At 43.6% G+C, this 24,585-nt stretch carries 23 protein-coding genes; 22 read left to right on the forward strand and 1 reads right to left on the reverse strand.

Annotation, left to right across the window (positions count from 1 at the left end; translation table 11 throughout):
- Positions 1-56: 56 nt before the first annotated feature.
- The 14 genes from H9L42_RS17320 to H9L42_RS02330 all read left to right on the forward strand — a co-directional run bounded on the left by H9L42_RS17320 (position 57) and on the right by H9L42_RS02330 (position 20,516).
- On the forward strand, positions 57-7,106 hold the full coding sequence (locus H9L42_RS17320; protein ID WP_187301812.1) for a DEAD/DEAH box helicase family protein: 7,050 nt from the start codon (positions 57-59) through the stop codon (positions 7,104-7,106).
- 64 nt (positions 7,107-7,170) lie between these two features.
- Entirely contained in the window at positions 7,171-7,836 is a 666-nt protein-coding gene (locus H9L42_RS17325; RefSeq protein WP_187301813.1) for a PC4/YdbC family ssDNA-binding protein, read from the forward strand.
- A gap of 10 nt (positions 7,837-7,846) precedes the next feature.
- The gene (locus H9L42_RS02275; RefSeq protein WP_187301814.1) at positions 7,847-8,818 is read left to right on the forward strand and encodes a DUF3991 and TOPRIM domain-containing protein; all 972 of its coding nucleotides are present in this window, start codon (positions 7,847-7,849) and stop codon (positions 8,816-8,818) included.
- Positions 8,802-9,224, forward strand: coding sequence for a DUF3846 domain-containing protein (locus H9L42_RS02280; protein WP_187301815.1), 423 nt, complete (start codon positions 8,802-8,804; stop codon positions 9,222-9,224). The genes H9L42_RS02275 and H9L42_RS02280 overlap by 17 nt, the downstream gene beginning before the upstream one ends.
- A gap of 27 nt (positions 9,225-9,251) precedes the next feature.
- Positions 9,252-10,715, forward strand: coding sequence for a peptidoglycan DD-metalloendopeptidase family protein (locus H9L42_RS17140; RefSeq protein WP_187301816.1), 1,464 nt, complete (start codon positions 9,252-9,254; stop codon positions 10,713-10,715).
- A 334-nt stretch (positions 10,716-11,049) separates the two neighbouring features.
- Positions 11,050-11,640, forward strand: coding sequence for an MptD family putative ECF transporter S component (locus H9L42_RS02290; RefSeq protein WP_187301817.1), 591 nt, complete (start codon positions 11,050-11,052; stop codon positions 11,638-11,640).
- On the forward strand, positions 11,640-12,362 hold the full coding sequence (locus tag H9L42_RS02295) for an energy-coupling factor transporter transmembrane component T (protein ID WP_187301818.1): 723 nt from the start codon (positions 11,640-11,642) through the stop codon (positions 12,360-12,362). Before H9L42_RS02290 ends, H9L42_RS02295 begins: the two co-directional genes overlap by 1 nt.
- A 13-nt stretch (positions 12,363-12,375) precedes the next feature.
- Complete coding sequence (locus H9L42_RS02300; protein WP_187301819.1) at positions 12,376-13,839, forward strand: ABC transporter ATP-binding protein; 1,464 nt, start codon at positions 12,376-12,378, stop codon at positions 13,837-13,839.
- Positions 13,840-13,846: 7 nt separating this feature from the next.
- A complete protein-coding gene (locus H9L42_RS02305; RefSeq protein ID WP_187301820.1) occupies positions 13,847-14,800 on the forward strand; it encodes a helix-turn-helix domain-containing protein in 954 nt (317 codons plus the stop codon).
- Between the two features lie 111 nt (positions 14,801-14,911).
- A complete protein-coding gene (locus tag H9L42_RS02310) occupies positions 14,912-16,678 on the forward strand; it encodes an ABC transporter ATP-binding protein (protein ID WP_187301821.1) in 1,767 nt (588 codons plus the stop codon).
- A 1-nt stretch (position 16,679) separates the two neighbouring features.
- Entirely contained in the window at positions 16,680-18,428 is a 1,749-nt protein-coding gene (locus H9L42_RS02315; RefSeq protein WP_187301822.1) for an ABC transporter ATP-binding protein, read from the forward strand.
- A gap of 22 nt (positions 18,429-18,450) precedes the next feature.
- Complete coding sequence (locus tag H9L42_RS02320; protein WP_187301823.1) at positions 18,451-18,831, forward strand: metal-dependent transcriptional regulator; 381 nt, start codon at positions 18,451-18,453, stop codon at positions 18,829-18,831.
- A gap of 213 nt (positions 18,832-19,044) precedes the next feature.
- A complete protein-coding gene (locus H9L42_RS02325; protein ID WP_187301824.1) occupies positions 19,045-20,010 on the forward strand; it encodes a helix-turn-helix transcriptional regulator in 966 nt (321 codons plus the stop codon).
- Between the two features lie 11 nt (positions 20,011-20,021).
- Positions 20,022-20,516 carry a GNAT family N-acetyltransferase gene (locus H9L42_RS02330; RefSeq protein ID WP_187301825.1) on the forward strand — a complete coding sequence of 165 codons (495 nt, stop codon included), beginning with the start codon at positions 20,022-20,024 and terminating at the stop codon, positions 20,514-20,516.
- Positions 20,517-20,583: 67 nt separating this feature from the next.
- Here the strand turns inward: H9L42_RS02330 and H9L42_RS02335 are convergent, their stop codons facing one another.
- A complete protein-coding gene (locus H9L42_RS02335) occupies positions 20,584-20,892 on the reverse strand; it encodes a helix-turn-helix domain-containing protein (protein ID WP_187301826.1) in 309 nt (102 codons plus the stop codon).
- Between the two features lie 244 nt (positions 20,893-21,136).
- Between H9L42_RS02335 and H9L42_RS02340 the strand changes: the two genes are divergently transcribed.
- The 8 genes from H9L42_RS02340 (at position 21,137) to H9L42_RS02375 (ending at position 24,549) form a co-directional block, all read left to right on the forward strand.
- Positions 21,137-21,331 carry a nucleic acid-binding protein gene (locus tag H9L42_RS02340; RefSeq protein WP_187301827.1) on the forward strand — a complete coding sequence of 65 codons (195 nt, stop codon included), beginning with the start codon at positions 21,137-21,139 and terminating at the stop codon, positions 21,329-21,331.
- A gap of 18 nt (positions 21,332-21,349) precedes the next feature.
- Positions 21,350-21,997, forward strand: coding sequence for a flavin reductase family protein (locus tag H9L42_RS02345; RefSeq protein ID WP_187301828.1), 648 nt, complete (start codon positions 21,350-21,352; stop codon positions 21,995-21,997).
- A gap of 95 nt (positions 21,998-22,092) precedes the next feature.
- Positions 22,093-22,503: an ester cyclase gene (locus tag H9L42_RS02350; RefSeq protein ID WP_187301829.1), complete on the forward strand. Its 411-nt coding sequence runs from the start codon at positions 22,093-22,095 to the stop codon at positions 22,501-22,503.
- 40 nt (positions 22,504-22,543) lie between these two features.
- Positions 22,544-22,939 (forward strand): SRPBCC family protein, encoded by a 396-nt coding sequence (locus H9L42_RS02355; RefSeq protein ID WP_187301830.1) that lies wholly within the window; start codon positions 22,544-22,546, stop codon positions 22,937-22,939.
- Positions 22,940-22,967: 28 nt separating this feature from the next.
- Positions 22,968-23,150 (forward strand): DUF4177 domain-containing protein, encoded by a 183-nt coding sequence (locus H9L42_RS02360; protein WP_243235614.1) that lies wholly within the window; start codon positions 22,968-22,970, stop codon positions 23,148-23,150.
- Positions 23,151-23,170: 20 nt separating this feature from the next.
- Positions 23,171-23,500 carry a DUF3795 domain-containing protein gene (locus H9L42_RS02365; RefSeq protein WP_187301831.1) on the forward strand — a complete coding sequence of 110 codons (330 nt, stop codon included), beginning with the start codon at positions 23,171-23,173 and terminating at the stop codon, positions 23,498-23,500.
- Between the two features lie 164 nt (positions 23,501-23,664).
- Positions 23,665-24,111, forward strand: coding sequence for a helix-turn-helix domain-containing protein (locus tag H9L42_RS02370; RefSeq protein WP_187301832.1), 447 nt, complete (start codon positions 23,665-23,667; stop codon positions 24,109-24,111).
- Between the two features lie 39 nt (positions 24,112-24,150).
- Positions 24,151-24,549 carry an SRPBCC family protein gene (locus H9L42_RS02375; RefSeq protein WP_187301833.1) on the forward strand — a complete coding sequence of 133 codons (399 nt, stop codon included), beginning with the start codon at positions 24,151-24,153 and terminating at the stop codon, positions 24,547-24,549.
- The last annotated feature ends 36 nt before the right edge of the window (positions 24,550-24,585 follow it).

The raw sequence follows: 24,585 nt of genomic DNA on the forward strand, positions 1-24,585 counted from the left end.
CGCCCTTTACATAGGTCAGTTGTTTGTCATAAAGTGAAGAAAGGCAGGTGAAGTATATGGCAAGCAAGTATGTGTATATTGCGAAGCTTTATGATTCCATATCAAAAGAAGTCGCAAGAAGTCCGGAGGACTGGAAAGCTTTTCTTGAAACAGCAAGTAATAACTATAAGCTGAGATTTGATGAAAATCTGCTTGTTTACGCACAAAAGCCAGAAGCAACTGCGGTTCTTGAAATTGAGAAATGGAATGGCAGATTTCACAGATGGGTAAATCGAGGAGCCAAAGGAATTGCTGTGTTTTACGATTCTCCGGATGGGAAAGCCTCACTGAAACATTATTTTGACATTGCAGATACGCATGAAGGAAAGAATCCGGTTCCGGTTCCGATCTGGAAGATGAAGGACGCATATAAAGATGAAGTAATCAGCGCATTAGAAGGGGTCTTTGGAGAGCTTGAGAGGAAAGACAGCCTGAAAGAGGCAATTATCAGCGCTGCTGAAAACGGGGCGGAAGATAACTTTACAGAGTATCTGGAGGCTCTGAAGGCGTGCAGGCAGGGAAGCTTTCTTGATGATCTTGACGAAGACAATCTTTCGGCAGTATTCCGAGAAACTGTAGCAGAAAGCGTTGCATATATGATGGGAAGCCGCCTTGAAGCTTCAAAGGATATGGCGGAAGAAATGATGTTCTCGTGGATCAGTCAGTTTAACACAAAAGACAGCCTGAATGCTCTTGGATATGCAACCGTGGATATTGCGGCAATGGGACTTAGAGAAATTGCGAAAACCGTTCTAATGCTCGAAAAAGAAGATCGCACATTTGGAGCTGTAAAACAGAGCGAATATAATGAGGAAAAGGAAAGGAGCAAAAAAGATGGAGATCACTTATACGATGATAAACGGGGTTCAGATACCGGATATAAAGGTGCTGGAGACAGAAGAAACGGAACTCGGAGTCTGGGCAATGAGAAGGAAGGATTATCTTCAGAAGGAGAAGCGGACCGTATATTACAATCTTCTGACGTCGTGCAAGTTGAGCGAACATCTGCAGCAGATCGAGCGCGAAGCGGAAGAGATGATGCAAATGCTTACAGATCAGATGAAAGTGAAGGAGAAGATCAGCGAAGAACTGAAGGAGAAATCTCCGATGCAGTGGACACAGGAGATGAACAATATCAGACAGAGCGCAAAGGAGATCGTACTGAGGGAACTCATATACAATTAGCATACTTTGATCGCGGAGCGGAAGACAGAAGTCTTCCGTTTTTTCATATAGACAAAGTGGCGGAAGCTGTCCGCAGTTTTTTTGATGAGAATACTTTACAGGAGATCGAACTTTTCTATAAAGAAAACAGTGATGAAGGAAGCAGGATTTCTTTTCTGAAAGAAAAATTTTCGGAACTCCCTGAAAAAGACGCGCTTGGTTATGGTTGTAAACTCTACAGTAATGTCCTGTTTCTTTATGAAGGCGAGCAGGGAATACCGCAAAGCGGAGCCTACTATGACTGGCGCGTTATAGAAGAATGTTTGGAAGGACTTATGCTCACGGGAGCATTTTACAGTGAAATCGATCCGAGAAGCTTTACCTTTTCGCAGGAGATCATCGATATAGCTTTAACCTCCGGAAGCCTGTATGAGAATGGGAAGTTCCGAATTTATGAGCAGTTTCAAAAGAGCCTTTCAGAGCAGGAGAATATAGCGTTTCTGAAACAGGAATACGGGATCGGAGGAAGATCCGATATCAAGGAAGGAACCAGGATTGGTGAAAATCATAATAGTAAGGGGATCGAACTTCATAGAGGTTACGGTGAAGATGCTCCGAGGTTCTTCTTAAAGTGGAAAGATGTCTGCCGCAGGATAGAGGATCTGATAAAAATCAACAGATATCTGAACGCGAAGGAACTCTCCGAATATCCCAAGTGGCTTGAACGACAGGAGGAGAAAAGAGCGCAGAAGAGGGCGGAACAAGAGGAGAAGCTTAAGCAGCCGGATAAAAATATCCACTATGAATATCATCTTGGAGACACCGTGTATCTTGGAGCCTCACAGTATGAAATCCTTGAGATAACGGAAGATTCGGTAAAGCTCTTTGATGAGAACTGCCCTCTGATCAATCAGGAACTTCCAATCGAAGTGTTTGAGCGAAGGATGAGAGAAACGCCTGCAAATGAGCACCTTATTGCAGGAGATAAGCAGAATGCTGCACATGAACTTTCTGAAAAAGAAGAAATTGAAAAGACAGTATCCGAAGAAGATTCTTCAGAGCAGAGTTTAAAAGCAGATATCGTTCCTCTTTGGGAAAGAGCTGATTCTGAAAAGAATATGCCGAAAGCACTTAAAGGCGAGAAAAAAGATTATCGTATCGCGGCCGGGTTTGATGATTATAGAACGAAGAAGGAGCGTTTTGCAGACAATATAAATGCGATTGAACTTTTGAGAAAACTTGAGCAGGAAGAAAGATATGCAGATACTGCTGAGCAGGATGTGCTTGCAAAATATGCAGGCTGGGGAGGAATACCGGAAGTATATGATGAAGAAAATGAGTCGTGGCACGATGAATATATCCGTCTGAAAGAGCTTCTTACAGATGAGGAATATTTATCTGCAAGGGAATCGACGCTTACCGCCTTTTATACTCCAAAGACCGTGATAGATGGAATCTATAAGGTGCTTGAAAATATGGGTTTTAAGCAGGGGAATATCCTGGAACCGTCCTGCGGAGTTGGAAATTTCATCGGCTGCCTTCCTGACAGCATGAGAGAAAGCAGGGTTTATGGTATTGAACTTGATAAAATAAGCGGCAGCATCGCAAAGCAGCTTTATCAAAATGCGAGTATAGCAGTCGATGGTTATGAGAATACAAACCTTCCGGACAGCTTCTTTGATGTGGCGATAGGGAATGTGCCTTTCGGAGATTTTAAGGTGTCTGATCCAAAATACAATAAATATAACTGGCTGATTCATGATTATTTTTTCGGAAAGACATTAGATAAAGTAAGACCCGGAGGCATAATTGCGTTTGTTACAGCAAAAGGCACGATGGATAAGACGAACAATTCAGTGCGGAGATATCTGGCGGAGCGTGCGGATCTTCTTGGAGCCATCAGGCTTCCTGATAATACCTTTAACAGCGCCGGAACAGAGGTCACTTCGGATATCCTGTTTTTGCAGAAACGAGACCGCATGGTAATCCCGGAACAAAACTGGATGTATTTAAGCGAGCTTGAAGACGGAATAAAGATCAATTCCTATTTTGCAGATAATCCTGAAATGATACTCGGCGAAATGAAGATGATTTCAGGAAGGTTCGGACCGGAAGCCTCCTGCGTTCCTTTTGAAAATGCGGATCTTGGTACGCTTCTTTCGGAGGCGGTTTCCGGAATTCATGGTGAGATTTCAGATTATGAAACAGATGAAATGGAGGAAGAAGAGGCAGTCCCGGCAGACCCGGAAGTGCGAAACTTTTCGTTTACCGTAGCGGACGGGGCTTTGTATTTCAGAGAGAACTCCATGATGTATCCGGTAAAACTTTCCGATACGGCAGTCAGCAGAGTAAAGGGAATGATCCAAATACGCGATAGCGTTCGCCGCCTGATAGAGCTGCAAACAGAAGATGTTCCGGAAGGGGAAATCAAAGAAGAACAGGGAAAACTCAATGCTCTATACGATACCTTTACAAAAAAATATGGTCTTATAAATAGTAGAGCAAACAGTTCGGCATTCTCAGAAGACAGTTCGTATTGCCTGCTTTCAGCACTTGAAGTGATCGATGAAAACGGTAATCTGATTCGAAAAGCGGATATGTTTTCAAAAAGAACGATCTCACCTGCACGGCCGGTGGCAAGGTGCGATACTGCGTCGGAAGCGCTGGCGGTCGCAATCGGCGAGCGGGCTTTTGTGGATATGCCTTTTATGTCAGAGCTTACGGGAAAAGAAGAAACGGAGATATATGACGACCTGAAAGGCGTAATTTTTCTTAATCCAAAGTACGAGCTTGGTGCAGAATCTCAAAAGTACCTTACGGCGGATGAATATCTGTCGGGGAATGTCAGGGAGAAACTGAGGGTGGCGAGATCCCTGGCTGAAAGCAATCCAGAATATCGGATTAATGTAGGGCACCTTGAGAATGTGCAGCCGCAAGATCTTAATGCAGGAGAGATAAGCGTAAGACTTGGAGCCACCTGGATTCCGACAGAGGTGATAAGTGAATTCATCTTTGAGCTTCTGTCCACGCCTAAATATGCGCAGTGGAACATTCATGTGCATTATTCAAACTATACAGGTGAATGGAGCATTGAAGGAAAAAACAGTGATCGCGGAAATGTCAGTGCATACAGCACCTACGGTACGAAGAGAATAAACGCATATAAGATTATTGAAGAAACTTTGAATCTGAAAGATGTGAGGATCTTTGATTATCTGACGGATGAGGATGGGAAAAAGAAGGCGGTGCTGAATAAGAAGGAGACTGCAATTGCACAGGGAAAACAGGAACTTATAAAGCAGGCTTTTGCTGACTGGATCTGGAAAGATTCAGAAAGGCGTCAGTATTTGACGGAGAGATATAACCAGAAATTCAATTCGATCAGACCAAGGGAATATGATGGCAGTCATATAGTCTTTGCCGGCATGAATCCGGAAATTGCGCTACGAAAGCATCAGAGGAATGCTGTTGCGAGGATATTGTACGGAGGAAACACATTGCTTGCACACGCTGTAGGTGCGGGGAAGACTTTTGAAATGGCAGCTGCCGCTATGGAATCAAAGAGGCTTGGACTTTGCAGTAAATCCATGTTTGTTGTGCCGAATCATCTGACGGAGCAATGGGCGAGTGAGTTCCTGCAGCTATACCCTTCCGCTAATATTTTAGTGGCAACGAAGAAGGATTTTCAGAAAAGGAACAGAAAAAGATTTTGCGGGCGAGTGGCCACAGGTGATTACGATGCCGTTATAATTGGACATTCTCAGCTTGAGAAAATCCCGGTAAGCGAGGAAAGGCAACGAAAAATATTAGAGGAACAGATCGAAGAGATTACGGCAGGGATTGCAGAGCTTAAAAACAGGAGAGGGGAAAGGTTTTCCATCAAGGCTCTTGAAAAGAGCAGAAAAAAACTGAAAGCAAAGCTTGAAAAGCTGAATGATCAGAGTAAAAAGGACGATCTTGTAACCTTTGAAGAGCTCGGCGTAGACCGCCTCTTTATTGACGAGTCTCATTATTATAAGAACCTGTACCTTTATACCAAGATGAGAAATGTAGGCGGGATCGCACAGACGGAAGCATTCAAATCCTCTGATCTTTTCATGAAATGTCGGTATCTTGATGAAATCACGGGAGGCAAGGGAATCGTATTTGCAACGGGAACGCCAATAAGCAATTCCATGACGGAGCTCTATACGATCCAGCGGTATCTGCAATATGATATGCTGCAGAGAAATGATCTCCAGCATTTTGATGCATGGGCGTCTACCTTTGGCGAGACGGTGACTGCGATAGAACTTGCGCCGGAAGGAAGCGGATATCGCTCGAAAACCCGGTTCGCCAAATTCTATAACCTTCCGGAGCTGATGGCAATGTTTAAAGAGGTTGCCGATATTCAGACGGAGGATATGCTGAAACTCCCGGTTCCGAAAGCCAATTATCATAATGTGGCGGTAAAGCCATCTGATTTTCAAAAAAAGATGGTAGAGGAGCTTTCTGAAAGAGCGGAGCGTGTGAGAAATAAAATGGTTGATCCGTCAAAAGACAATATGCTTAAAATTACAAACGACGGAAGAAAGCTCGCCCTTGATCAGAGGCTTGAAAACGAAACCTTGCCTGATTTTGAAGGCAGCAAGGTCAATGCCTGTGTGGATAACATATTTAAAATATGGGAAAAAGGGAAAGCTCAAAGGCTGACGCAGCTTGTGTTTTGCGACCTCTCCACGCCAAAAGATGATGGCTCTTTTAATATTTATGATGATATACGGGACAAGCTTGCCTTAAGAGGCGTGCCGCAGGAAGAGATAAAATATATCCACGAAGCAAACACGGAAGCGAGAAAAATGGCACTGTTTTCTCAAGTGAGACAGGGGGCGGTTCGTATCCTGATCGGCTCTACCCAGAAGATGGGCGCAGGCACAAATGTGCAGAATAAGCTCGTTGCAATACACGATATTGACTGTCCGTGGAGACCGTCTGACCTGGAGCAGAGATCAGGCAGAATCATAAGACAGGGGAATGAAAATGAGGAAGTTGAGATCTTCCGGTATGTGACGGAAGAAACATTCGACGCATATCTCTATCAGCTGGTGGAGAACAAACAGAAATTCATCAGCCAGGTCATGACGGGGAAATCCCCTGTGAGAAGCGCCGAAGATTTTGATGAGGCGGTTCTTTCCTACGCAGAAATCAAAATGCTTGCAACGGGAAATCCTCACATCAAGGAAAAGATGGATCTTGATATTCAGGTATCCAAGCTGAAGCTTTTGAAGCAAAATTTTCTAAGTGAAAAGTATTCCCTTGAAGATAGGATCGAGCGGGTTTTTCCTGCACAGATAAAGTACTATGAAGAGCAGATACAAGGGTTTAACGAAGATATTGCTTTCTTAAATTCACAGCCTTCCGATGAAAAGGAATTTGCAGGGATGTTAATAAAGGGAGAGAATTTTGTGGAAAAAGCGCAGGCGGGAGAGCGGATTTTACAGGAGTGCAAGGCGATGAAAAGTCCTGATCCGGTTTTTCTGGGTGAATACCGCGGCTTTAATATGGAGCTTTCTTTTGATACAGTTGCAAGGGAGTTTATGATTATCTTAAAACGCTCCATGCAGCATACGGTAAAACTCGGAAACGATGCAAGCGGCAATATCATAAGGATCGACAATGTTCTTTCAGGTATTGAAAAGCGGGCTGCTGTTGTAAAAGCGGAATATGAAAATGTTTTGACTCAGCTTGATAAAGCAAGGATAGAGACCAGCAAAACCTTTGAACATGAAGATGAGCTCAAGGAAAAGTCCGCAAGGCTTGATGAACTCAATATCCTTTTGAATCTGGATGAAAAGGAAAATACCGTAATTGATGTGGAGCCGGAAGAGCTTCAGGATGTGCCGGACAGAGAATATGAACGATAGGACATCATTATTTAATATATGAGCGTGCAGGGCAGAAAAAAGGCGCGCTCAGGATACATACCGGATGGCGATCCGAGGTCATTCGGTTTTTTTATTGCTCAGAAAGGAGGTGGAAGCTATAGGAGAAAGGCGTGATATTAACAGGGAACTACTTGAGAAAATGGAGGTGGAATATGAAAGGTATGTAAACGATTTGCTTGGAAAAAAGCCGGAGGAAATCATAAAAAGCTCTTATGAAACTGTGATCAGGGACGAGATTTTATTCATGATAGAAGGGAATTACTTTTCTCATGAACAGATGATGGATCTTCTTAGCTTTGAAAATCCGCTCGAAATCTGCACGACTGCATGGAAAGAGTGCAATGAGGTGGACACAGAAGAAATAAGGGAAAGTGTTGATGGGTATTTACAGGAATTGAAAGATGATATGAAAAGAAAGGAAGAGGAACTTATGATAAATAACAATGATATCAGTTTTGAAATCGTAGAACATATAGGAGTGATTTCTCAGAATCAGCATGGTTGGGCAAAGGAACTTAATGTCGTATCATGGAACGGCAAAAGACCTAAATTCGACATTCGCGATTGGTCGCCTGATCATACCCACATGTCGAGAGGGCTTACTTTAAGCGAGCATGAAATGAAAAATCTTAAGGATATTGTAGCAGACAAAGATCTGACAATACCTGCAGGCTCCCGTGATAAAAAGGAAAAGGATTATGAAAGATAAGGTGGTATAAATGGGCTGGGTGACTACGCAAGAGATCGAAAAGGCCAGACAGATCGATCTTCTGACATATCTGAAGCTTTATGATCCGAGTGAGCTTGTCAGGATCGGAAATGATATTTATTCGACCAGAACTCACGATAGTCTTAAGATCAGCAACGGTGCATGGATGTGGTTTTCCAGAGGGATCGGAGGCTACAGCGCGCTTGATTACCTTATAAAAGTAAAGGAGATCCCGTTTGTTGAAGCCGTTAATTTATTAAACGATAAGGGGTGCGCATATCGCAGCACCCCTGCTTCATCTAAAGGAAAACTTCAGGATAAGAAGCTGCTGCTTCCGGAAAGAAACGAAAGGAGCAGCAGAGTAGTTGCATATCTTTGCAGGAGAGGAATCGATCTTGAAATCATAAAATACTGCATTGAAAATGACCTCTTATATGAATCCAGGGAACATGGCAATGCGATTTTTGTGGGATACGATAATGAGAATGTCCCAAGGTATGCATCTTTTCGTGCCACAAATGGGATGAGGATCTTAGGTGATGCTGCCGGAAGTGATAAGAGGTACTGCTTCAAAATATTAAGTCCGGCAAGTAATAGTACGCATATTTTTGAAAGTGCGATCGATCTGCTTAGCTTTGCTACCCTGCGAAAAATGGACGGATTTAACTGGAAAGAAGAAAACCTTGTATCCCTTGCCGGCGTATACAGACCGAGAGCTGACGGCACATCAAAAGTGCCTGTTGCTCTTCAGAAGGTCCTTTCGGAAAACTGCAGGACATATGATCTGCATCTTCATTTTGATAATGATTTTGCAGGAAGAACCTCTGCAAAGGGACTTATGAAGGCTCTTGAGGGTGTGTATGTGGTCTACGATGAACCGCCGCCATACGGCAAGGATTTTAATGATTATTTATGTAGACGAATACGCTTTTCTGAAATAGAAGAGGAAAAGGAGATGATGAAAAATGAGAGAGACCGCTAAGCTGAAGGTACTGTATATTGAACCGATGAAAACTCCCAAAATTGTTGAAATCGATGGTGATTTAGAGTCTATGCAAAATCTTGTTGGAGGATATATTGAAGAGTATATGCCTTTTGAAGATGAGGTCGCGATCGTTTGTAACGATGAAGGAAAGATCAATGGACTTGAACCAAATCGAGGGATATTTGATAAGGAAGGAGAGCTTCAGGATATAATCTGCGGTTCTTTTTTTATCTGCTATGCGCCGGTAGAAAGCGAAAAATATCTTTCGCTTCCGGATAATCTCAGAAAAAAATATGAAGAAATGTTCCGTCATCCTGAGATAATCACGCGTACAGATACGGGTGATCTTAAGATAAGAAGACTGTTTTTACCCGGAAGAGATATTGACAGAAACGAGAGATAGCGTTTTGCAGATATATTAGCAAGCAGGATGAAACATTCCTATGCCAGAACAAAGGAACTGGTAGAAGAAAAGCAAAAGAGCACCGAAGGCTCACCGGCAGAATATGCCGTAAACAGGCTTTCCGGCGCAGGGAATACACTCATGCGAAAAGGCGGCGGGAAGTTTAATGAAGCCGGAGGAAAGAGCGTCACTGTTTTGAAGAACGAGATCAGGCAGCGAAGGCAAGGAATAAAGGACAAGGGAGCGGACATAAGCAGATCGTCATACACTGTAAGAAGGCCGGGAACAAAGATAAAAAAGGCAGGGCGAAGCAGTAATGAAATATCGTATTCGGCAAATAAACATGCTTTGTCGAAACGACTTGCTCAAAAACGGCTTACCGGAAAACATGTTAAATATTCAGGCGTGAGAAAAGGCGCTGTCAGGGCAATCCATGCAGTGCGAGCGATCGCGGCGAGTTTAAAAACACTTTTTGTATTCCTGTTTGCGGGAGGGTGGATCGCAGTGCTTGCTGTTGTAATATGCTGCCTCTTTGGGGCAGCTCTTTACTTTTTTGGCGACAGCAGTTCCAATGATTATCTTCCCGTGAGTGCAGAAGTGGAAAGCTATACTCCAGTAATAGAAAAGTATGCGAAAGAATATGGGATACCGGAATATGTAGAGCTGATCAAGGCGGTCATGATGCAGGAGTCAGGCGGCAGGGGTACGGATCCCATGCAGGCTTCAGAGTGCAGCTTTAATACGAAGTATCCGAAAAAGCCAAACGGGATAACCGATCCGGAGTACTCCATAAACTGCGGTATCCAATATCTTAAAAGCGCTATTACAGCTGCTGGAGTCCAAAATCCGGTGGATATGGACAGGATAAAGCTTGCCCTGCAGGGGTATAACTTCGGTGTGGGATATATATCATGGGCGCTTGAAAACCACGGTGGATATTCGAAGGCGGGAGCCGTAGAATATTCCAAACAGCAGGCGAAGAAAAACGGATGGTCTTCATATGGAGACACGGATTACGTGGAGCATGTGCTTAGATATTATCCGTATGGCAACTATTCCTATGATGTTATCTTTAACGGAAGCGGAAAATTGGGACTTCCGATAGCAGGTATGACACAGGGAAATATAACTTCCCATTTTGGACCGAGATCTTCTCCGGGAGGGATCGGCTCAACAAATCATCAGGGACTGGATATCGGATTTCCAACCGGGACAAAAGTACTTGCCTGTGAATCGGGGACAGTAACTTCCGCAGGCTGGAACGGAGGACTTGGAAAATGCATTATCATCAGACATAGTAACAGCCTTGAGACTGTTTACGGACATCTCAGTAAGATCAATGTATCAAAAGGACAGAAAGTAGTGAGAGGTCAGGTGATCGGTGAAGTTGGAAATACAGGTAACTCAACAGGACCGCATCTGCATCTGGGAGTCAGGGTAAACGGCAGTTATGTGAATCCAGAAAAGGGATGGCTGAGCATGGGGAAATAGAAAGACGAGGCAGGGCGTTTCCCCTGTCTCTTTACATATATGCGCTCAGTGTAATTGGTGAAGTCCGAGTTCAACATGAATAGAAATCATTATGTGCCGAATGGTAAATATATTAGGGCGAAAAGGTGATAAAAGAGCAAAGCATATATATATGTTTGCATTGCTTGACGGTATATGAAATCAAATATTCGTAACCATTTGGAGTATTTTCAAACTATCCAGAGTGGCACAGTCTATTTGGGTTATAGTAAAATTTGATTATGCGAAATCCTGTTTCGCTATTTTTAATCACAATGGGTTAGAAGTATCTAACTACACTGGAGGTATGTAGAGAATGGAAGCAAGAAGTAACAAACTACAAGCCAAAGACCTTATCAACGTAGGCATTTTCACCGCCATCTATTTTGTCATTTTCTTTGCGGGTATGATGCTGGGATATATCCCTATCTTTATCCCGCTGTTAGGATTGGTGTGCCCCATCCTGTGCGGTATTCCCTTTATGCTGTACTTAACGAAGGTCAAAAAATTCGGCATGGTATCTCTGACTGGCATTATCCTTGGCTTGCTGAATTTAATTATGGGTAGTGGCGTGCTGGTTCTGATTTTTGGTATCATCTTTGGCGTTCTGGGCGATGTAATTTTGCGGGCCGGAAAGTATCAAAGCTGGAAATGCACGCTCCTTGGCAATGGCGTGTTCTCCCTTTGGATCATGGGATATGTAAGCCGGATGTTCTTAACTCGTGACACTTTTTTTGCTTCACTTGTAAGCAGCTATGGACAGGAATATGTAGATACCCTTATGTCCTATACTCCTGGCTGGACATATCCGGTTCTGTTTGTTGTCACTTTTATCGGCGGCATTTTGGGGGCGCTTCTTGGCAAGGCCGTGTTGAAGAAACATTTTGAAAAGGCGGGGATTGCCTGATGGATGCGGCGATTACAACGCTAAAATTTGAAAACAAAGCTGTTATTCCCACCGATCCAAGGACAAAACTGTTTTTGACTGTAACTGTCAGCACGATTATGATTACCGGAGGTACAGGCGGATTTATGAATTTCGTCCGTCCGTGCCTCATGGCTTGTCCGATTATTTTTCTGCTCCTTTCGAGAAAATGGACAGCCGCAGCCAGATTTGCAGTTACATACGCTGTTTTGTTTGCGTTGGAATTAACGGTATTACCGCTGCTCACTGGCACATGGAATTTTATCCTGGGAGCCGCAGTCGGAATTTATACGCATATGCTCCCCGGATTTATCATGGGATATTATCTGGTGAGTACGACAACCGTCAGCGAATTTGTTGCTGCGATGGAGAAGATGCACATTCCACAAAAAATCGTGATCCCTATGTCGGTGGTATTCCGATTTTTCCCCACAGTCAAAGAGGAATATGCAGCCATTCGGGACGCTATGAAGATGCGCGGCATCACTACCTTCCGCAGTCCCATGAAGATGCTGGAATACCGGATTGTTCCTCTGATGATTTCGATTGCCAAAATCGGAGAAGAACTGTCTGCGGCTGCTCTTACGCGAGGGCTTGGAGCGCCGCAGAAACGGACGAATATATGTAAAATCAGCTTTGGGCCTTTGGACTTTTTCTTCTTCCTGCTGGCGATACCCTGTTGGGTCGGTTTCTTTATCTGTTAGGAGGAAGGCGCCTATGATTGAATTTCGCAACATCAATTTTCGATATGCCGGGGGAACGGATGCCGGCGGGCTTGTAAACATTAACTTAATCATCCCGGACGGGCAAGTTATCCTTTTGTGTGGACAATCTGGCTGCGGAAAAACAACCCTGACCCGGTTGGTGAATGGGCTGATCCCAAATTATTATGAGGGCGAGTTAAGCGGTGAAGTCCTGCTGGATGGAAAGAACATCAGCAGACTTCCACTCTATGAAACAGCAAAATATGTGGGGAGCGTTTTTCAAAATCCCCGCACACAGTTTTTTACGGTGGACTCTACTAGCGAACTGGCCTTTGGATGTGAAAATCAGGGCTTGCCTGAAGAAAAAATCATTCAGCGGGTGAAATCGACTGCGGAGCAGTTTGGGATGGAGAACCTGCTGGGGAAAAATATCTTTTCTCTTTCCGGTGGGGAAAAGCAGAAAATCGCCTGCGCCTCTGTATCGGCCAGTGATCCGCCCATCATTGTCCTGGATGAACCATCTTCTAATCTGGATATGTCAGCCACAAAAGATTTGCGCCGGATGATCCAGATTTGGAAACAGCAAGGGAAAACAGTTATTATTGCGGAACATCGGCTCTATTATTTGAAAGAGCTGATAGACCGTGTTATTTATTTGAAAAACGGAAAAATCGAAAAAGATTATCTGGCTTCGGACGCCTTGAAACTGTCCGCAGCGCAACAGGCAGAAATGGGATTGCGGCCTTTTGACCTGGGGGCGTTCCCGGTGGTAGCACATTCTGCTGTAAGCTGCGGTACTATCGAATGTGAGAACTTTCATTTTGCTTATACAAAGCAAAGGGATGCGCTGGATATTGACAGTCTTTCGCTGCCGCAGGCGGGCATTATCGCGGTGATCGGCCATAACGGAGCTGGAAAATCAACCTTGGCCCGGTGCCTCTGCGGATTAGAGAAACACTGTAAGGGCATTGTGAAAGTGGATGGGAAAACGTATAATAGAAAACAGAGGCTGTCCCTGTGCTATATGGTCATGCAGGATGTCAACCATCAGTTGTTTACAGAAAGCACAGAGGAAGAAATGCTCATCAGCATGGCGGAGCCAGCTTCGGATAAGGCGGATGCAATTCTTGACCGATTGGATTTGTTGCAGTTTAAGGAGCGGCATCCGATGGCGCTCTCCGGCGGCCAGAAGCAGCGAGTGGCGATTGCTACCGCCCTTGTTTCCGAGCGTAAGGTTTTAGTGCTGGATGAACCTACCAGCGGCTTGGATTTACAGCACATGAAGGACGTGGCCGATGAACTCATAACGATACAGGAGATGGGAAAGACCTCTCTTGTTATCACCCACGATTATGAGCTGATCGTCAGTTGCTGCACTCATGTTCTGCATTTGGAACACGGTGTGGTACAGGAACAATATGCGCTGGATGCCACAGGGCTTCAGCTCCTCAAAAACTTTTTTATTGAATCGAGGTGATCACAGTTTGAACAGAAGCGACCTGTTTTTTTCGCAGCAAAATATGAATTTGCTCTGCCGGGACGAATCCTGTTCCGTTTATCAGATGAAAAACGAAACAGGAGATGGAACAGCAACCTACTATGAGGTGTATCCCGGAATTGGAGTTATATATAATGACTTCCACATGGCAAGTTGCCCGCCGAGGCGCTTCGACAACACTCACTATATTTCTATCCATCACTGCCGGGAGGGACGCATTGAGTGGGAAGTCAGCAATGGTGCTTATCTTTATCTTGCGTCCGGCGATATTATGCTGGACAGTTCTGCTACGGAAAACAACCATTGCAGCTTTCCCGTAAGTCATTACCACGGGATTACAATTACAATTTCTGTTCCCGAAGCTGCGGAAAGTCTCGGAGAGCTTCTGTCCCTATTTTCTATCGATCTGGAACAGATTGAACACCAATTTGCCTTAAAGGCTCGGCCTTTTATCATGCACGGGAATTCCGTTCCCGACCATGTGATTTCGGAACTCTACCAGGTGCCGGAAAATATCCGCTTGGAATATCTCAGGGTAAAGGTATTAGAACTGTTGGTCACGCTCAAGACAGTAGACCCTACGGTTTTAGGTGTGGAGCGCCCCTATTTTTATAAAACACAGGTAGAGAAAGTTAAAGCAATCATGGCATTTATGACGGAGGAGCCGGAACGTCACTTCACAATGGAGGAATTATCTGAAAAGTTTGATATTTCTACTTCTGCCCTAAAGCAGTGCTTTAAGGGAGTTTACGGCACCGCTATTTATACCTATATGCGGAATTATCGGATGGACCTGGCGGCGTCCCTTCTCACACAAACGGATGAACCGATTACAGTGATTGCCGGAAAAGTCGGTTATACGAACACCAGCAAATTCTCCGAAGCGTTCAAAAAAGTCAAAGGGAAAACACCGCTGGAATATCGAAAAATAAAAATCTAAATGGAGCAAAACGAGGCTTCGCAGAGTGGCAGACAAATTGAATACCTGTAATACTTAGAGAGTACCAAAGAGATTGGTGCTCTCTAATTTTTTGCTAAAGGAGGAAAGGAAATGAAGCAGAAAAGCTGGATTTCTATTGTGTTTTCCTTTGCTTCACAGTGCCGGGGCAAGATTGTCCTGTCCGTCTTATGTGCAATCATCAGTGTGGTTGCCGGACTGATACCTTATTGGAGTGTTTACCAAATTATCACACTCTTTATCGACGGTTCACCTGTGATGGCAGAGGTTTGGAAATGGTGCTGGATCGGACTTGGCGCTTATGCGATACGCTTCTTGCTCTATGGTATTTCAACGAGCCTGTCCCACATATCTGCCTACACCATTTTGGAGAATATTCGTTTGACCCTTGCCCAGCGGCTGATGAAAGCTCCGCTGGGGACAGTCATCGGAGAGTCCGTGGGTAAGCTGAAAAGTGTATTGGTAGACCGGGTAGAAACGATTGAGCTGCCGCTGGCCCACATGATCCCGGAGTGTATCTCCAACCTGCTGCTCCCCGTAGCAGTCTTTGTCTATCTGGCCTGGATTGACTGGCGTATGGCTCTGGCTATGCTGGTGACTGTGCCTCTCGCTTTTATCGCTTTTGCCATGATGATGAAGAATTTTAATAAGCTCTATGCCGATTACATGGAGTCCAATAACTATGTGAACGGCGTGATTGTAGAGTATGTGGAGGGCATTGAAGTTATCAAGGCGTTTAACCAGTCCTCCAGCTCCTATGAAAAATTCACAAAGGCGGTTCAATCTTTCAAGGACTACACCCTCAAATGGTATCAAAGCACTTGGAAGTTGATGAATTTTATTTCTGCGGTGTTACCATCCACCTTTTTGGGGACGCTCCCGATTGGTATGTATCTCTATTGGACCGGCAGCCTGGCCCCGCAGGATCTTGTGATGTGCCTGATCCTCTCGCTGGGGATTGTAGGTCCGCTGATGAACTTTACCACCTATGTCAATGAAACGAAAACGGTTGAATATGCCGTACACGATGTAGACAAGCTGCTCCATGTGGAAGAACTGCCCGATACTGGAAAACCAGTGGAGGCGCAGTCCAAAGACATTCAGCTTCAGGATGTTTCGTTCTCTTATGATAAAGAGAGCGGTAAACAGGTGCTTTCCCATATCAATCTGAAAATCCCGGAGGGAAAGTTTACGGCACTTGTCGGCCCGTCCGGTGGAGGTAAGTCCACCATCGCCCGCTTGATTGCCCGTTTTTGGGATGTGAACGATGGAAAAATCACCATTGGCGGTGTGGACATTCGCAGTATGCCGCTGGCCCAGCTTGCCGATATTGTCAGCTTTGTTACACAGGATAACTTCTTGTTCAACTGCTCCATCAAGGAAAATATCCGGCTGGGAAACCCTGATGCTACGGACGAGGAAGTATATGCGGCAGCAAAAGCCGCCTGCTGTGATGAGTTTATACGGAAATTGGACAATGGCTATGACACGATGGCCGGGGATGCGGGGAACCGGCTTTCAGGTGGTGAAAAACAGCGTATTTCTATTGCCCGCATGATTTTGAAAAATGCCCCCATCGTGATTTTGGACGAGGCAACGGCGTTCACCGATCAGGAGAACGAAGAAAAAATCCAGCAGTCTATCGCTGCTTTGACAAAAGGGAAAACGCTGCTGGTCATCGCGCATCGTTTGTCCACCATCAAAAATGCCGATCAGATTATTGTCCTGCAAAACGGGCAGGTTGAGAACACAGGTACTCATCAGCAGCTTTTAGATGGCGACTCTCTCTATCGGGATATGTGGGAGGCGCATATCGGAGCGCAGAACTGGTCTGCCGGTTCCGGGAAAGGAGGTAACTGATATGTTTCGGATTGTAAATCGACTGATCCAATGGACAGGAAAATATAAACGGCGTATTTACATCGGGTTTATCTACGCTTTCATTCACAGCATTTTTACCGCAATTCCTATTATGCTGGCTGCAAAGGGACTGAGTGCTGTTCTGGATGACTGGGGTGGCGTTAAACCATTGGAGAGCCAGGACATCTGGATCATGCTGGGGGCCATGATTTTAGCTGTATTGGGTCGATACCTGTTCTCTTATCTCCGAGCCATCACGCAGGAAAGTGTCGGTTATGAAGCAACCGCTGACGAGAGAATCAGGCTGGGAGACATTTTGAAGCGGGTGTCGCTTGGCTTTTTCAGTAAGAACAATATGGGCGAACTTTCCGCAGCCGCTACAACCGACCTCTCGTTTATGGAAATGTTCGCCATGAATATGGTCAACACCGTTGTGAATGGATATATCACCGTTGTTGTCCTGATATTGTTCCTTGCATTTTACAGCCCTCTGGCGGGAGGAATTGCTCTGGCTGGTGTCCTTCTGTCTGCCCTGTTTCTTCACCTGCTGGAGGCGCGCAGCCACCAAAACGCTCCTATCCATCAAAAGGCACAGGACGATATGGTGGAAAATTCCATCGAGTATCTGCGAGGGATGCAGGTGGTGAAAGCCTTTAAGCAGGAAGGTGTGTCTATTGCCGGTATTCGCAAAGCATACAGCGACAGCAAGAAAATCAACATCAAAATTGAAGTGGAATATATGCCCTTCAACTGTCTGCACCTGTTTTCGCTGAAAGCTGCCTCCATCGCCATAGTAGCTGTGGCCGCTCTGCTGACCTATAACGGCAGTATGGAACTTCCTACCATGCTCATGCTGGATATGTTCTCTTTTATGATCTTTGGAAGTGTGGAAGCCATGAACAACGCCGCCCATGTATTGGAGGTCATTGATGCTACGCTGGACAAACTGGACGGCATTGAACACGCTGACATTATAGACAAAGACGGGAAAGATATTTCTTTGCAGAACACGGACATTGCTTTCCGTGATGTGACATTCTCCTACGATAAAGTTCCTGTTTTACGGAATATCAGCTTTTCCATCCCGCAGGGCAGCACTACGGCCATTGTAGGGCCATCTGGCAGCGGCAAGACCACGATTTGTAACCTGATTGCCCGTTTCTATGATGTGGACAGCGGCGAGGTCACAGTAGGCGGTGAGGATGTACGGAACATGACCTGTGACAGTTTGCTCCGCAATATCTCGATGGTCCTTCAAAAGGTCTACCTGTTCCACGATACCATTGAAAACAACATCCGTTTCGGTAATCCAGGTGCAACAAAAGAAGAAATTATAGAGGCCGCGAAAAAGGCTCGGTGCCACGACTTCATTATGGCTCTTCCCGATGGATATGAAACGGTGATCGGCGAGGGTGGCTCTACGCTGTCTGGCGGAGAAAAACAGCGCATTTCTATTGCTCGCGCCATATTGAAAAACGCTAATATCGTAATTCTTGATGAGGCAACTGCAAGTATTGACCCGGAAAATGAGCACCTGATCCAGCAGGCAATCAGTGAATTGACCATTGGAAAAACGGTTATCGTTATCGCTCACCGTCTGGCAACGATTGAACACGCTGACCAGATTTTAGTGGTGGATAAAGGTCAAGTTGTTCAGAAAGGAACACATCAGCAGCTTGTTCAGCAGGAAGGACTTTATCGCCGTTTCATTACAATCCGTGAGCAGGCAGAGGGCTGGAGCATTGCCTGATAATTTGAGGGAGAACTGCAACATGAAACTTCATGCGTCCGGGGAAGACTATCTAGAAGCAATCTTTGTTATTTATAGAGAAAAAGGCATGGTACGCTCCGTAGATGTGGCCCGGCACATGGAGGTGTCAAAGCCCAGTGTGTGCCATGCGGTGGCTACCTTGCGGGACGGCGGCTTTCTCACGATGGACGAGGATCACTTTCTCCATCTGACCAATGTGGGTCGTGAAGTGGCGGAGCATATTTATGAAAAGCACCGTTTCTTTACCGATCGGCTGATCGAAGCCGGAGTAGATCCGGAAACGGCTGAAAGGGAAGCCTGCCGGATGGAGCATGTGATTAGTTCAGAAACTTTTGAAAAGATAAAGGCTGTAGCTAATCCCAATACGAAGAAGGGAAAATAAATAGATTCTTAGGCGGCCCTGAGTATTTTACAGAGCCGCCCTTTTTATTATGGCAAGAAAGATTATAAGTGAAAAAATAGAAACTATTGTAGGAATCTTGCTCGATATTATCTCTTTACATACCGATTGCTGAATGCTGTAAGTGTGAGGTATAATAAAAACATAGCATTGAGCAAGAGATAAATGTAACAGAAAGAAAAAAACGGAGACTACATGAACGCAGTACACACAAGGGATCGTATCTTTCTCATTATGAAGATGCTTTATGAGAAAAGTGATGAAAATCATCCTTTAGCAACAAATGAAATTATGGATTTTCTTGCACAGAATGGAATTACTGTAGACAGGAAAACCTTTAGAGAAGACATGAACTTTTTGATCCAGTCAGAGGATCTTGATATAATCAGGATTAAAAGCTCTCCCAATAAATATTTCTGGGGTGAGCGTGTGTTTGAAATTCCGGAACTAAAGCTATTGATTGACGCAGTTTCCGCAGCTCGTTTTATCAGTCAGGATAAGAGCGATGATCTGATCAAAAAGCTCATTGCTCTGGCAGGAAAGAGCCAGCGCCACGAGCTGATTCGTAATGTACATGGCACAGGGAAAATGAAGGCGGATAACCGCAGGTTGTACTATATTGTAGATATCTTAAACGATGCAATCAATCAGAAGAAAAAGATTAAATTTCAGTATTACGAATACGACGGGCAAAAGTATAAGGTACTCCGCCATGATGGAGAAGAATATATCCTAAGCCCATACGCGCTTTATTGGAATGAGGACAATTACTATCTGGTGGGGTTTTCTGAGAAACGGCAGAAGGTGATTACTTTTCGAGTAGACCGCTTATGCTTGCCGGAAATTTTAGAAGAAGCAGCTATCTCAGAACCGAAAGACTTTAATATATCGGATTTTGGCAACAAGGTTTTCCGCATGTTTGGCGGAGAAGAAACGATAGTGAAACTTTTGTGTAAGGACGAATTGATGAAGTACATCATTGACCAGTTTGGCACAGAAGTAGAGACGCAAACGCACAGCGACGGCACTTTTACCGCATGTGTCTCTGTAGAACTTAGTCCGGCTTTTTACGGCTGGGTGTTCCAGTTTGCCGGAAAGATGAGGATACTGTCACCGGAGAAAGCGGTAGATGAATATAAAAAGATGAAAGCAGCGAATTAAGGAGCAGACAAATGTATATTCGACATATAAGACCGGAAGATGATCGTATGTCTATCAGTGAAATATATGAGCGAAGCTGGAAACATGCTTATAAAGACATTTTGCCGGATAGTTATCTGAATGCGATACCACGAGGTCACTGGGCTTCCGTGATAGATAGCCCCGGCTGGAATACACTGATTTTGTTTGAGCGGGGAAAGATAGTCGGAACCAGCAGCTTTTGCAAATCTCGCTTTCCGCAATTTGAAGGTTGCGGAGAGATCATTTCTCTGTATCTGCTCCCGGAATATATGGGGAAAGGATATGGAAAAGAATTATTGAAATTCGTGATCGCAGAATTGTCGGCGCAAGGATTTCAAGAAATTTTTTTATATGTGCTGGAAGAAAACAATCGAGCAAGAGTTTTGTATGAACATTGTGGATTTTTGAAGGCAGAAGATGTGATAGAGGAAAAAATTGGCGACAAAAATATCCGGGAAATTCGATATGTTTTGAAATCTGGCTGATTGAAAGAGGCTGCATTCTATGTAGAGATATCGTTTGCTGTTATATGAAGAAATTATAGCGAATATTTTACTTTTGAAGTCCCTTTGCCAGAGCGATGAGGTGATCCAATTGATCGCTATCCAGCTTTTTGGCGATATTATATAATTCATTTGCCTTTGTCGGATCATTTGTTTCTATATCAAAAAAGTCTTTCGGGGTGATTTCAAGATATTCGCAGATATAGAAAATGCCAGAAAGAGACGGCATAGATTTTCCGCTTTCAATATTATTGATATATCCGGGATTTTGCCCCATCGATAAGCTCATGTCGCGAGCTGATACACCTTTTTCTTCTCTGAGCTGCGCAAGACGCATGGAAAAATCTTTTTCTGTCATGATTTTTATCACCACCATTCCATTTTATTGTAACCGATAGGAGACCTTAAAGTATTTGTTTACAGATGTTACTGACATTGTTATGTTGGTCAATAGATGATATAATTGACAGCGGTAATGGTTATAAAACGATATGAGCTGTTTTGTTTGGAATCTTTTCCGTAAAACTCTTTCCGGTTGTATATCTATAGTGTATGATCATATAGTCAGAGACAAGAGGCTATGAAACGGAGGAAATATAATTATGAGAACATGTGTAAGATGCGGAACCGAGATGAAAGAAAACTGTACAATAAAGGTGGAAGGCGCTGGTTACGGCATTGTGATGTCTTCTGACGAGAGTAAACTGTTCAGCGGAAGGATCGGCAAGCCGAAGGTAGCAATCTGTCCGAAGTGCGGCGAAGTCTCCATCTATGTGGAAGATGTAGAGAAGCTGTGATATGTGAGGGTGGCAGCGATGAAGATCGAGATTGAAAAGGATTTCCCGCAGTATTTTAGACCTGCCTATCCGGAAGAATTTGAGCTGTTTTCGCACTTTGAAGTAACGGCGGGCATACCGACCGTTCTCTTTGCTGTAACGACTTGGAAAGAGAACGGAAAACCGAATGTATGCTTTCATTCGTGGAGCTGCTTTCACGGAGATAAAAGCGCATTCTTTGCCGTGATGGGCAACTTATATCAGCATACCCACACCTATGCCAATATCCAAAGAGAAAAAAGCTTTTGCATTAACTTCCTTCCGATAAGCTGCTATGACAATTTGGTAAATACCATTCATCAGAATGAATGGGACGATGACGAATTTGCCGCAGGAGGCTTTACGGTTGCCAATGCCAAAACCATTCACGCGCCTGCGATTAGCGAAGCGTTTCTCACAATGGAATGTACCTTGAAAGAAATACAGGATTTAAGCGGTGCGGGTATTACGGCTATGGTAATCGGACAGGTACAGCACATCTCTGTCGAAGAAGCCTACGCACAAGGGTATGAATTAAGATATGGCAAGGACGGATTTATGCTGCTCGTGCCTGCGCCGCAGGACCTTGTTACCGGAGAGCCGAATCAGTCGGCGATTGCCACTGTGCATATTGAGAAATACGACTGATTTAAGGAGGGACAAAATGGCGGTTTCAAATATAAAAGCGCTTAACAGGACAGCACTACCTATGCGGTCAAGGCAGAAAGCTCTGGAGGAACAAAATGGATAATAAGAAGATCGTAAAATATTTTTATGAAGTGATTGTTTCTGAAAATATGCTTGATAAACTGTCTGAGTATATATCGGAGGACTGTATATTCAGAATGGGAGAAAAAACTACTTTCGTAGGCGTGGACGGAATGAGACAGCACCTGATGGCTTTGAAAAAAACCTATCCTGACTACACAATGAAGATTCTCCGCCAATATGAGGAGGATGACTATGTTATTTCAGAGTATATTATGAGAGGCACTCATAAAAGTGAGTTCGTTGGAATAACGCCCACAAATAAAATTCTGGAAATTACAGGGATTGATATAGATAAGGTTACAAGTGGGAAAATTGCCGAACATAGCGGAGCTGCAAACACCTTTGAAACTTTTTTAGAACATCATTTAATCAGACCTGTATAAAGTATAGCTTGGGACGATTGGAATTAGGGAGAGTGTGAAAATGGCGACTTCAAATATAAAAGCGTTGATTCCGAGCGAGCTTCGCCAAGTATGGGATTTTGTTTTAGACATTGAGAATTACGCTGCTTGGAGAAGTGATCTGTGTAAAACAGAAGTTATAAGCGACAAGCAATTTATCGAATATACCAAAGATGGCTACCCTACGACATTTACAGTGACGCTTATCGAGCCATACAGACGATGGGAATTTGATATGGAAAACAGCAATATGAAAGGTCATTGGATTGGTATTTTCACTGCCAAAGCCGATGAAACAGAGATAGATTTCACGGAGTGCGTGGAAGCAAAGAAATTATTGATGAAGCCCTTTGTGAAGTCGTACCTGAAAAAGCAGCAGATACAATTTGTTGCGGATATAATGAAAAATTATTCTTAAAGAGTCATACATAGAAAGGCGGTTTATTATGAAGAAGTATGAGTATATGACAGTTGATTTAAGCGCAGAGCCATCGTTTAATGTTCATATTAAGCTGGAACGGTATATTGAGAAGCTCAATGAATATGGAAAACAAGGCTGGCGTTTGATTTCCGGAACTGATGACTGGAAGTATTCGATCTTTGAGCGTGAAATTGATGATGAAAAATAACAAACAGGAGGCGTATACTTATGAAAGATATGATTGGATACTGTGGGCTGGACTGCGAAAAATGCGACGCATACCTTGCGACCGTCAATAACGATCAAGCCCTGCGGGAGAAAACGGCAAAATTATGGGCAGAGTTAAATAACGCTCCCATTCTGCCGGAACATATCAACTGTGAGGGCTGTCGTGTGAACGGAGCGAAAACAGTATTTTGTGAGCATATGTGCGAAATCCGGAAATGTGCTTTGAAAAAAGGAGTTTCCACTTGCGGCGACTGTCCGGAATTAGAAACCTGCCCCACTATTGGGGAGATCCTCGAAAATAATCCGTCTGCTTTGGAGAATTTGAAATGATAGAATACATAGAGTAACAAATTAGAATTTACAGGACTCAAGGCTATAAACTAATAAAAATTTCCTTGTCAAAGAATCTTTGTGTTTAAAATAACGGACTGTAAAAGAATGTTTGCTTTTCTGTTTGTAACATTCCACTGATAATGTCCTTAGGAGGTATAACGATGAGTATTGGAAAAACAATATTAAATGTTCGAAAGGAAAAAGGAATGTCACAGGAGGAATTCGGCGGATTATTTCATGTTACAAGACAGACGATATCAAATTGGGAGAATGAAAAAAACTATCCAGATTTGAATACGTTAGTAACTATGAGTGATATGTTTGAAATTTCTCTGGATAAATTATTGAAGGAGGACAAACAAATGGTAAAAACAATAGATAAGGAAAGATTATACGGGAAGTATTATAAACATAAGCAATCCATTATTGATTTTTTTACAGGTGCTGGTACAGGATTAGTGATTTCGTGCTGTATTTCTCCAGATTCTATTAGAAGGACGGTTATACTTTGCATTGGGATTGCGATGTTCTTTATTGGTGGAGTTAAGAAACTTAGATGGGACAAAGATGTTGTTAAGTATCTGGAAAAGCAAGAAAAGGAGCAATAAAGATACAAGCAAATTAAAATTTGAGAGGAAGTGCCAAAAATGACAATTTCAAATATAAAAGACAGTATTGATAGTAATATTCATAAAGTTTGGGAAACTGTTTTAGCAGTTGATAAATATACTCAATGGCGAAGTGATTTAAGTAAAACGGCAGTAATAAATGAAGAACAATTTATTGAATATACCAAAAACGGCTATCCCACCACTTTTACTATCACTGTTGTAGAACCGCATAAGCGCTGGGAATTTGATATGGAAAATAGCAATATGAAAGGACATTGGGTTGGCATTTTCACTTCCATAGACGATAAAACGGAGATTGATTTTACAGAACAGGTAACAGCAAAGAAATTCTATATGAAGCCGTTTGTAAAATCATATTTAAAAAAACAGCAAACACAGTTTGTTATGGATTTAAAAAGAATATTAGAGAAATAAATCCTAAGTTGTAGAGCAGAAAATTGGAATTTGGAG

It is taken from the genome of Zhenpiania hominis (assembly GCF_014333425.1).
Classification (GTDB): domain Bacteria; phylum Bacillota; class Clostridia; order Peptostreptococcales; family Anaerovoracaceae; genus Hominibacterium; species Hominibacterium hominis.

Coding starts and splice junctions, on each gene's coding strand:
- H9L42_RS17320 (WP_187301812.1), top strand. CDS start 57: ATGGCAAGCAAGTATGTGTATATTGCGAAGCTTTATGATTCCATATCA.
- H9L42_RS17325 (WP_187301813.1), top strand. CDS start 7,171: ATGGCGATCCGAGGTCATTCGGTTTTTTTATTGCTCAGAAAGGAGGTG.
- H9L42_RS02275 (WP_187301814.1), top strand. CDS start 7,847: ATGGGCTGGGTGACTACGCAAGAGATCGAAAAGGCCAGACAGATCGAT.
- H9L42_RS02280 (WP_187301815.1), top strand. CDS start 8,802: ATGAGAGAGACCGCTAAGCTGAAGGTACTGTATATTGAACCGATGAAA.
- H9L42_RS17140 (WP_187301816.1), top strand. CDS start 9,252: ATGAAACATTCCTATGCCAGAACAAAGGAACTGGTAGAAGAAAAGCAA.
- H9L42_RS02290 (WP_187301817.1), top strand. CDS start 11,050: ATGGAAGCAAGAAGTAACAAACTACAAGCCAAAGACCTTATCAACGTA.
- H9L42_RS02295 (WP_187301818.1), top strand. CDS start 11,640: ATGGATGCGGCGATTACAACGCTAAAATTTGAAAACAAAGCTGTTATT.
- H9L42_RS02300 (WP_187301819.1), top strand. CDS start 12,376: ATGATTGAATTTCGCAACATCAATTTTCGATATGCCGGGGGAACGGAT.
- H9L42_RS02310 (WP_187301821.1), top strand. CDS start 14,912: ATGAAGCAGAAAAGCTGGATTTCTATTGTGTTTTCCTTTGCTTCACAG.
- H9L42_RS02315 (WP_187301822.1), top strand. CDS start 16,680: ATGTTTCGGATTGTAAATCGACTGATCCAATGGACAGGAAAATATAAA.
- H9L42_RS02320 (WP_187301823.1), top strand. CDS start 18,451: ATGAAACTTCATGCGTCCGGGGAAGACTATCTAGAAGCAATCTTTGTT.
- H9L42_RS02325 (WP_187301824.1), top strand. CDS start 19,045: ATGAACGCAGTACACACAAGGGATCGTATCTTTCTCATTATGAAGATG.
- H9L42_RS02330 (WP_187301825.1), top strand. CDS start 20,022: ATGTATATTCGACATATAAGACCGGAAGATGATCGTATGTCTATCAGT.
- H9L42_RS02335 (WP_187301826.1), bottom strand. CDS start 20,892: ATGACAGAAAAAGATTTTTCCATGCGTCTTGCGCAGCTCAGAGAAGAA.
- H9L42_RS02340 (WP_187301827.1), top strand. CDS start 21,137: ATGAGAACATGTGTAAGATGCGGAACCGAGATGAAAGAAAACTGTACA.
- H9L42_RS02345 (WP_187301828.1), top strand. CDS start 21,350: ATGAAGATCGAGATTGAAAAGGATTTCCCGCAGTATTTTAGACCTGCC.
- H9L42_RS02350 (WP_187301829.1), top strand. CDS start 22,093: ATGGATAATAAGAAGATCGTAAAATATTTTTATGAAGTGATTGTTTCT.
- H9L42_RS02355 (WP_187301830.1), top strand. CDS start 22,544: ATGGCGACTTCAAATATAAAAGCGTTGATTCCGAGCGAGCTTCGCCAA.
- H9L42_RS02360 (WP_243235614.1), top strand. CDS start 22,968: ATGAAGAAGTATGAGTATATGACAGTTGATTTAAGCGCAGAGCCATCG.
- H9L42_RS02365 (WP_187301831.1), top strand. CDS start 23,171: ATGAAAGATATGATTGGATACTGTGGGCTGGACTGCGAAAAATGCGAC.
- H9L42_RS02370 (WP_187301832.1), top strand. CDS start 23,665: ATGAGTATTGGAAAAACAATATTAAATGTTCGAAAGGAAAAAGGAATG.
- H9L42_RS02375 (WP_187301833.1), top strand. CDS start 24,151: ATGACAATTTCAAATATAAAAGACAGTATTGATAGTAATATTCATAAA.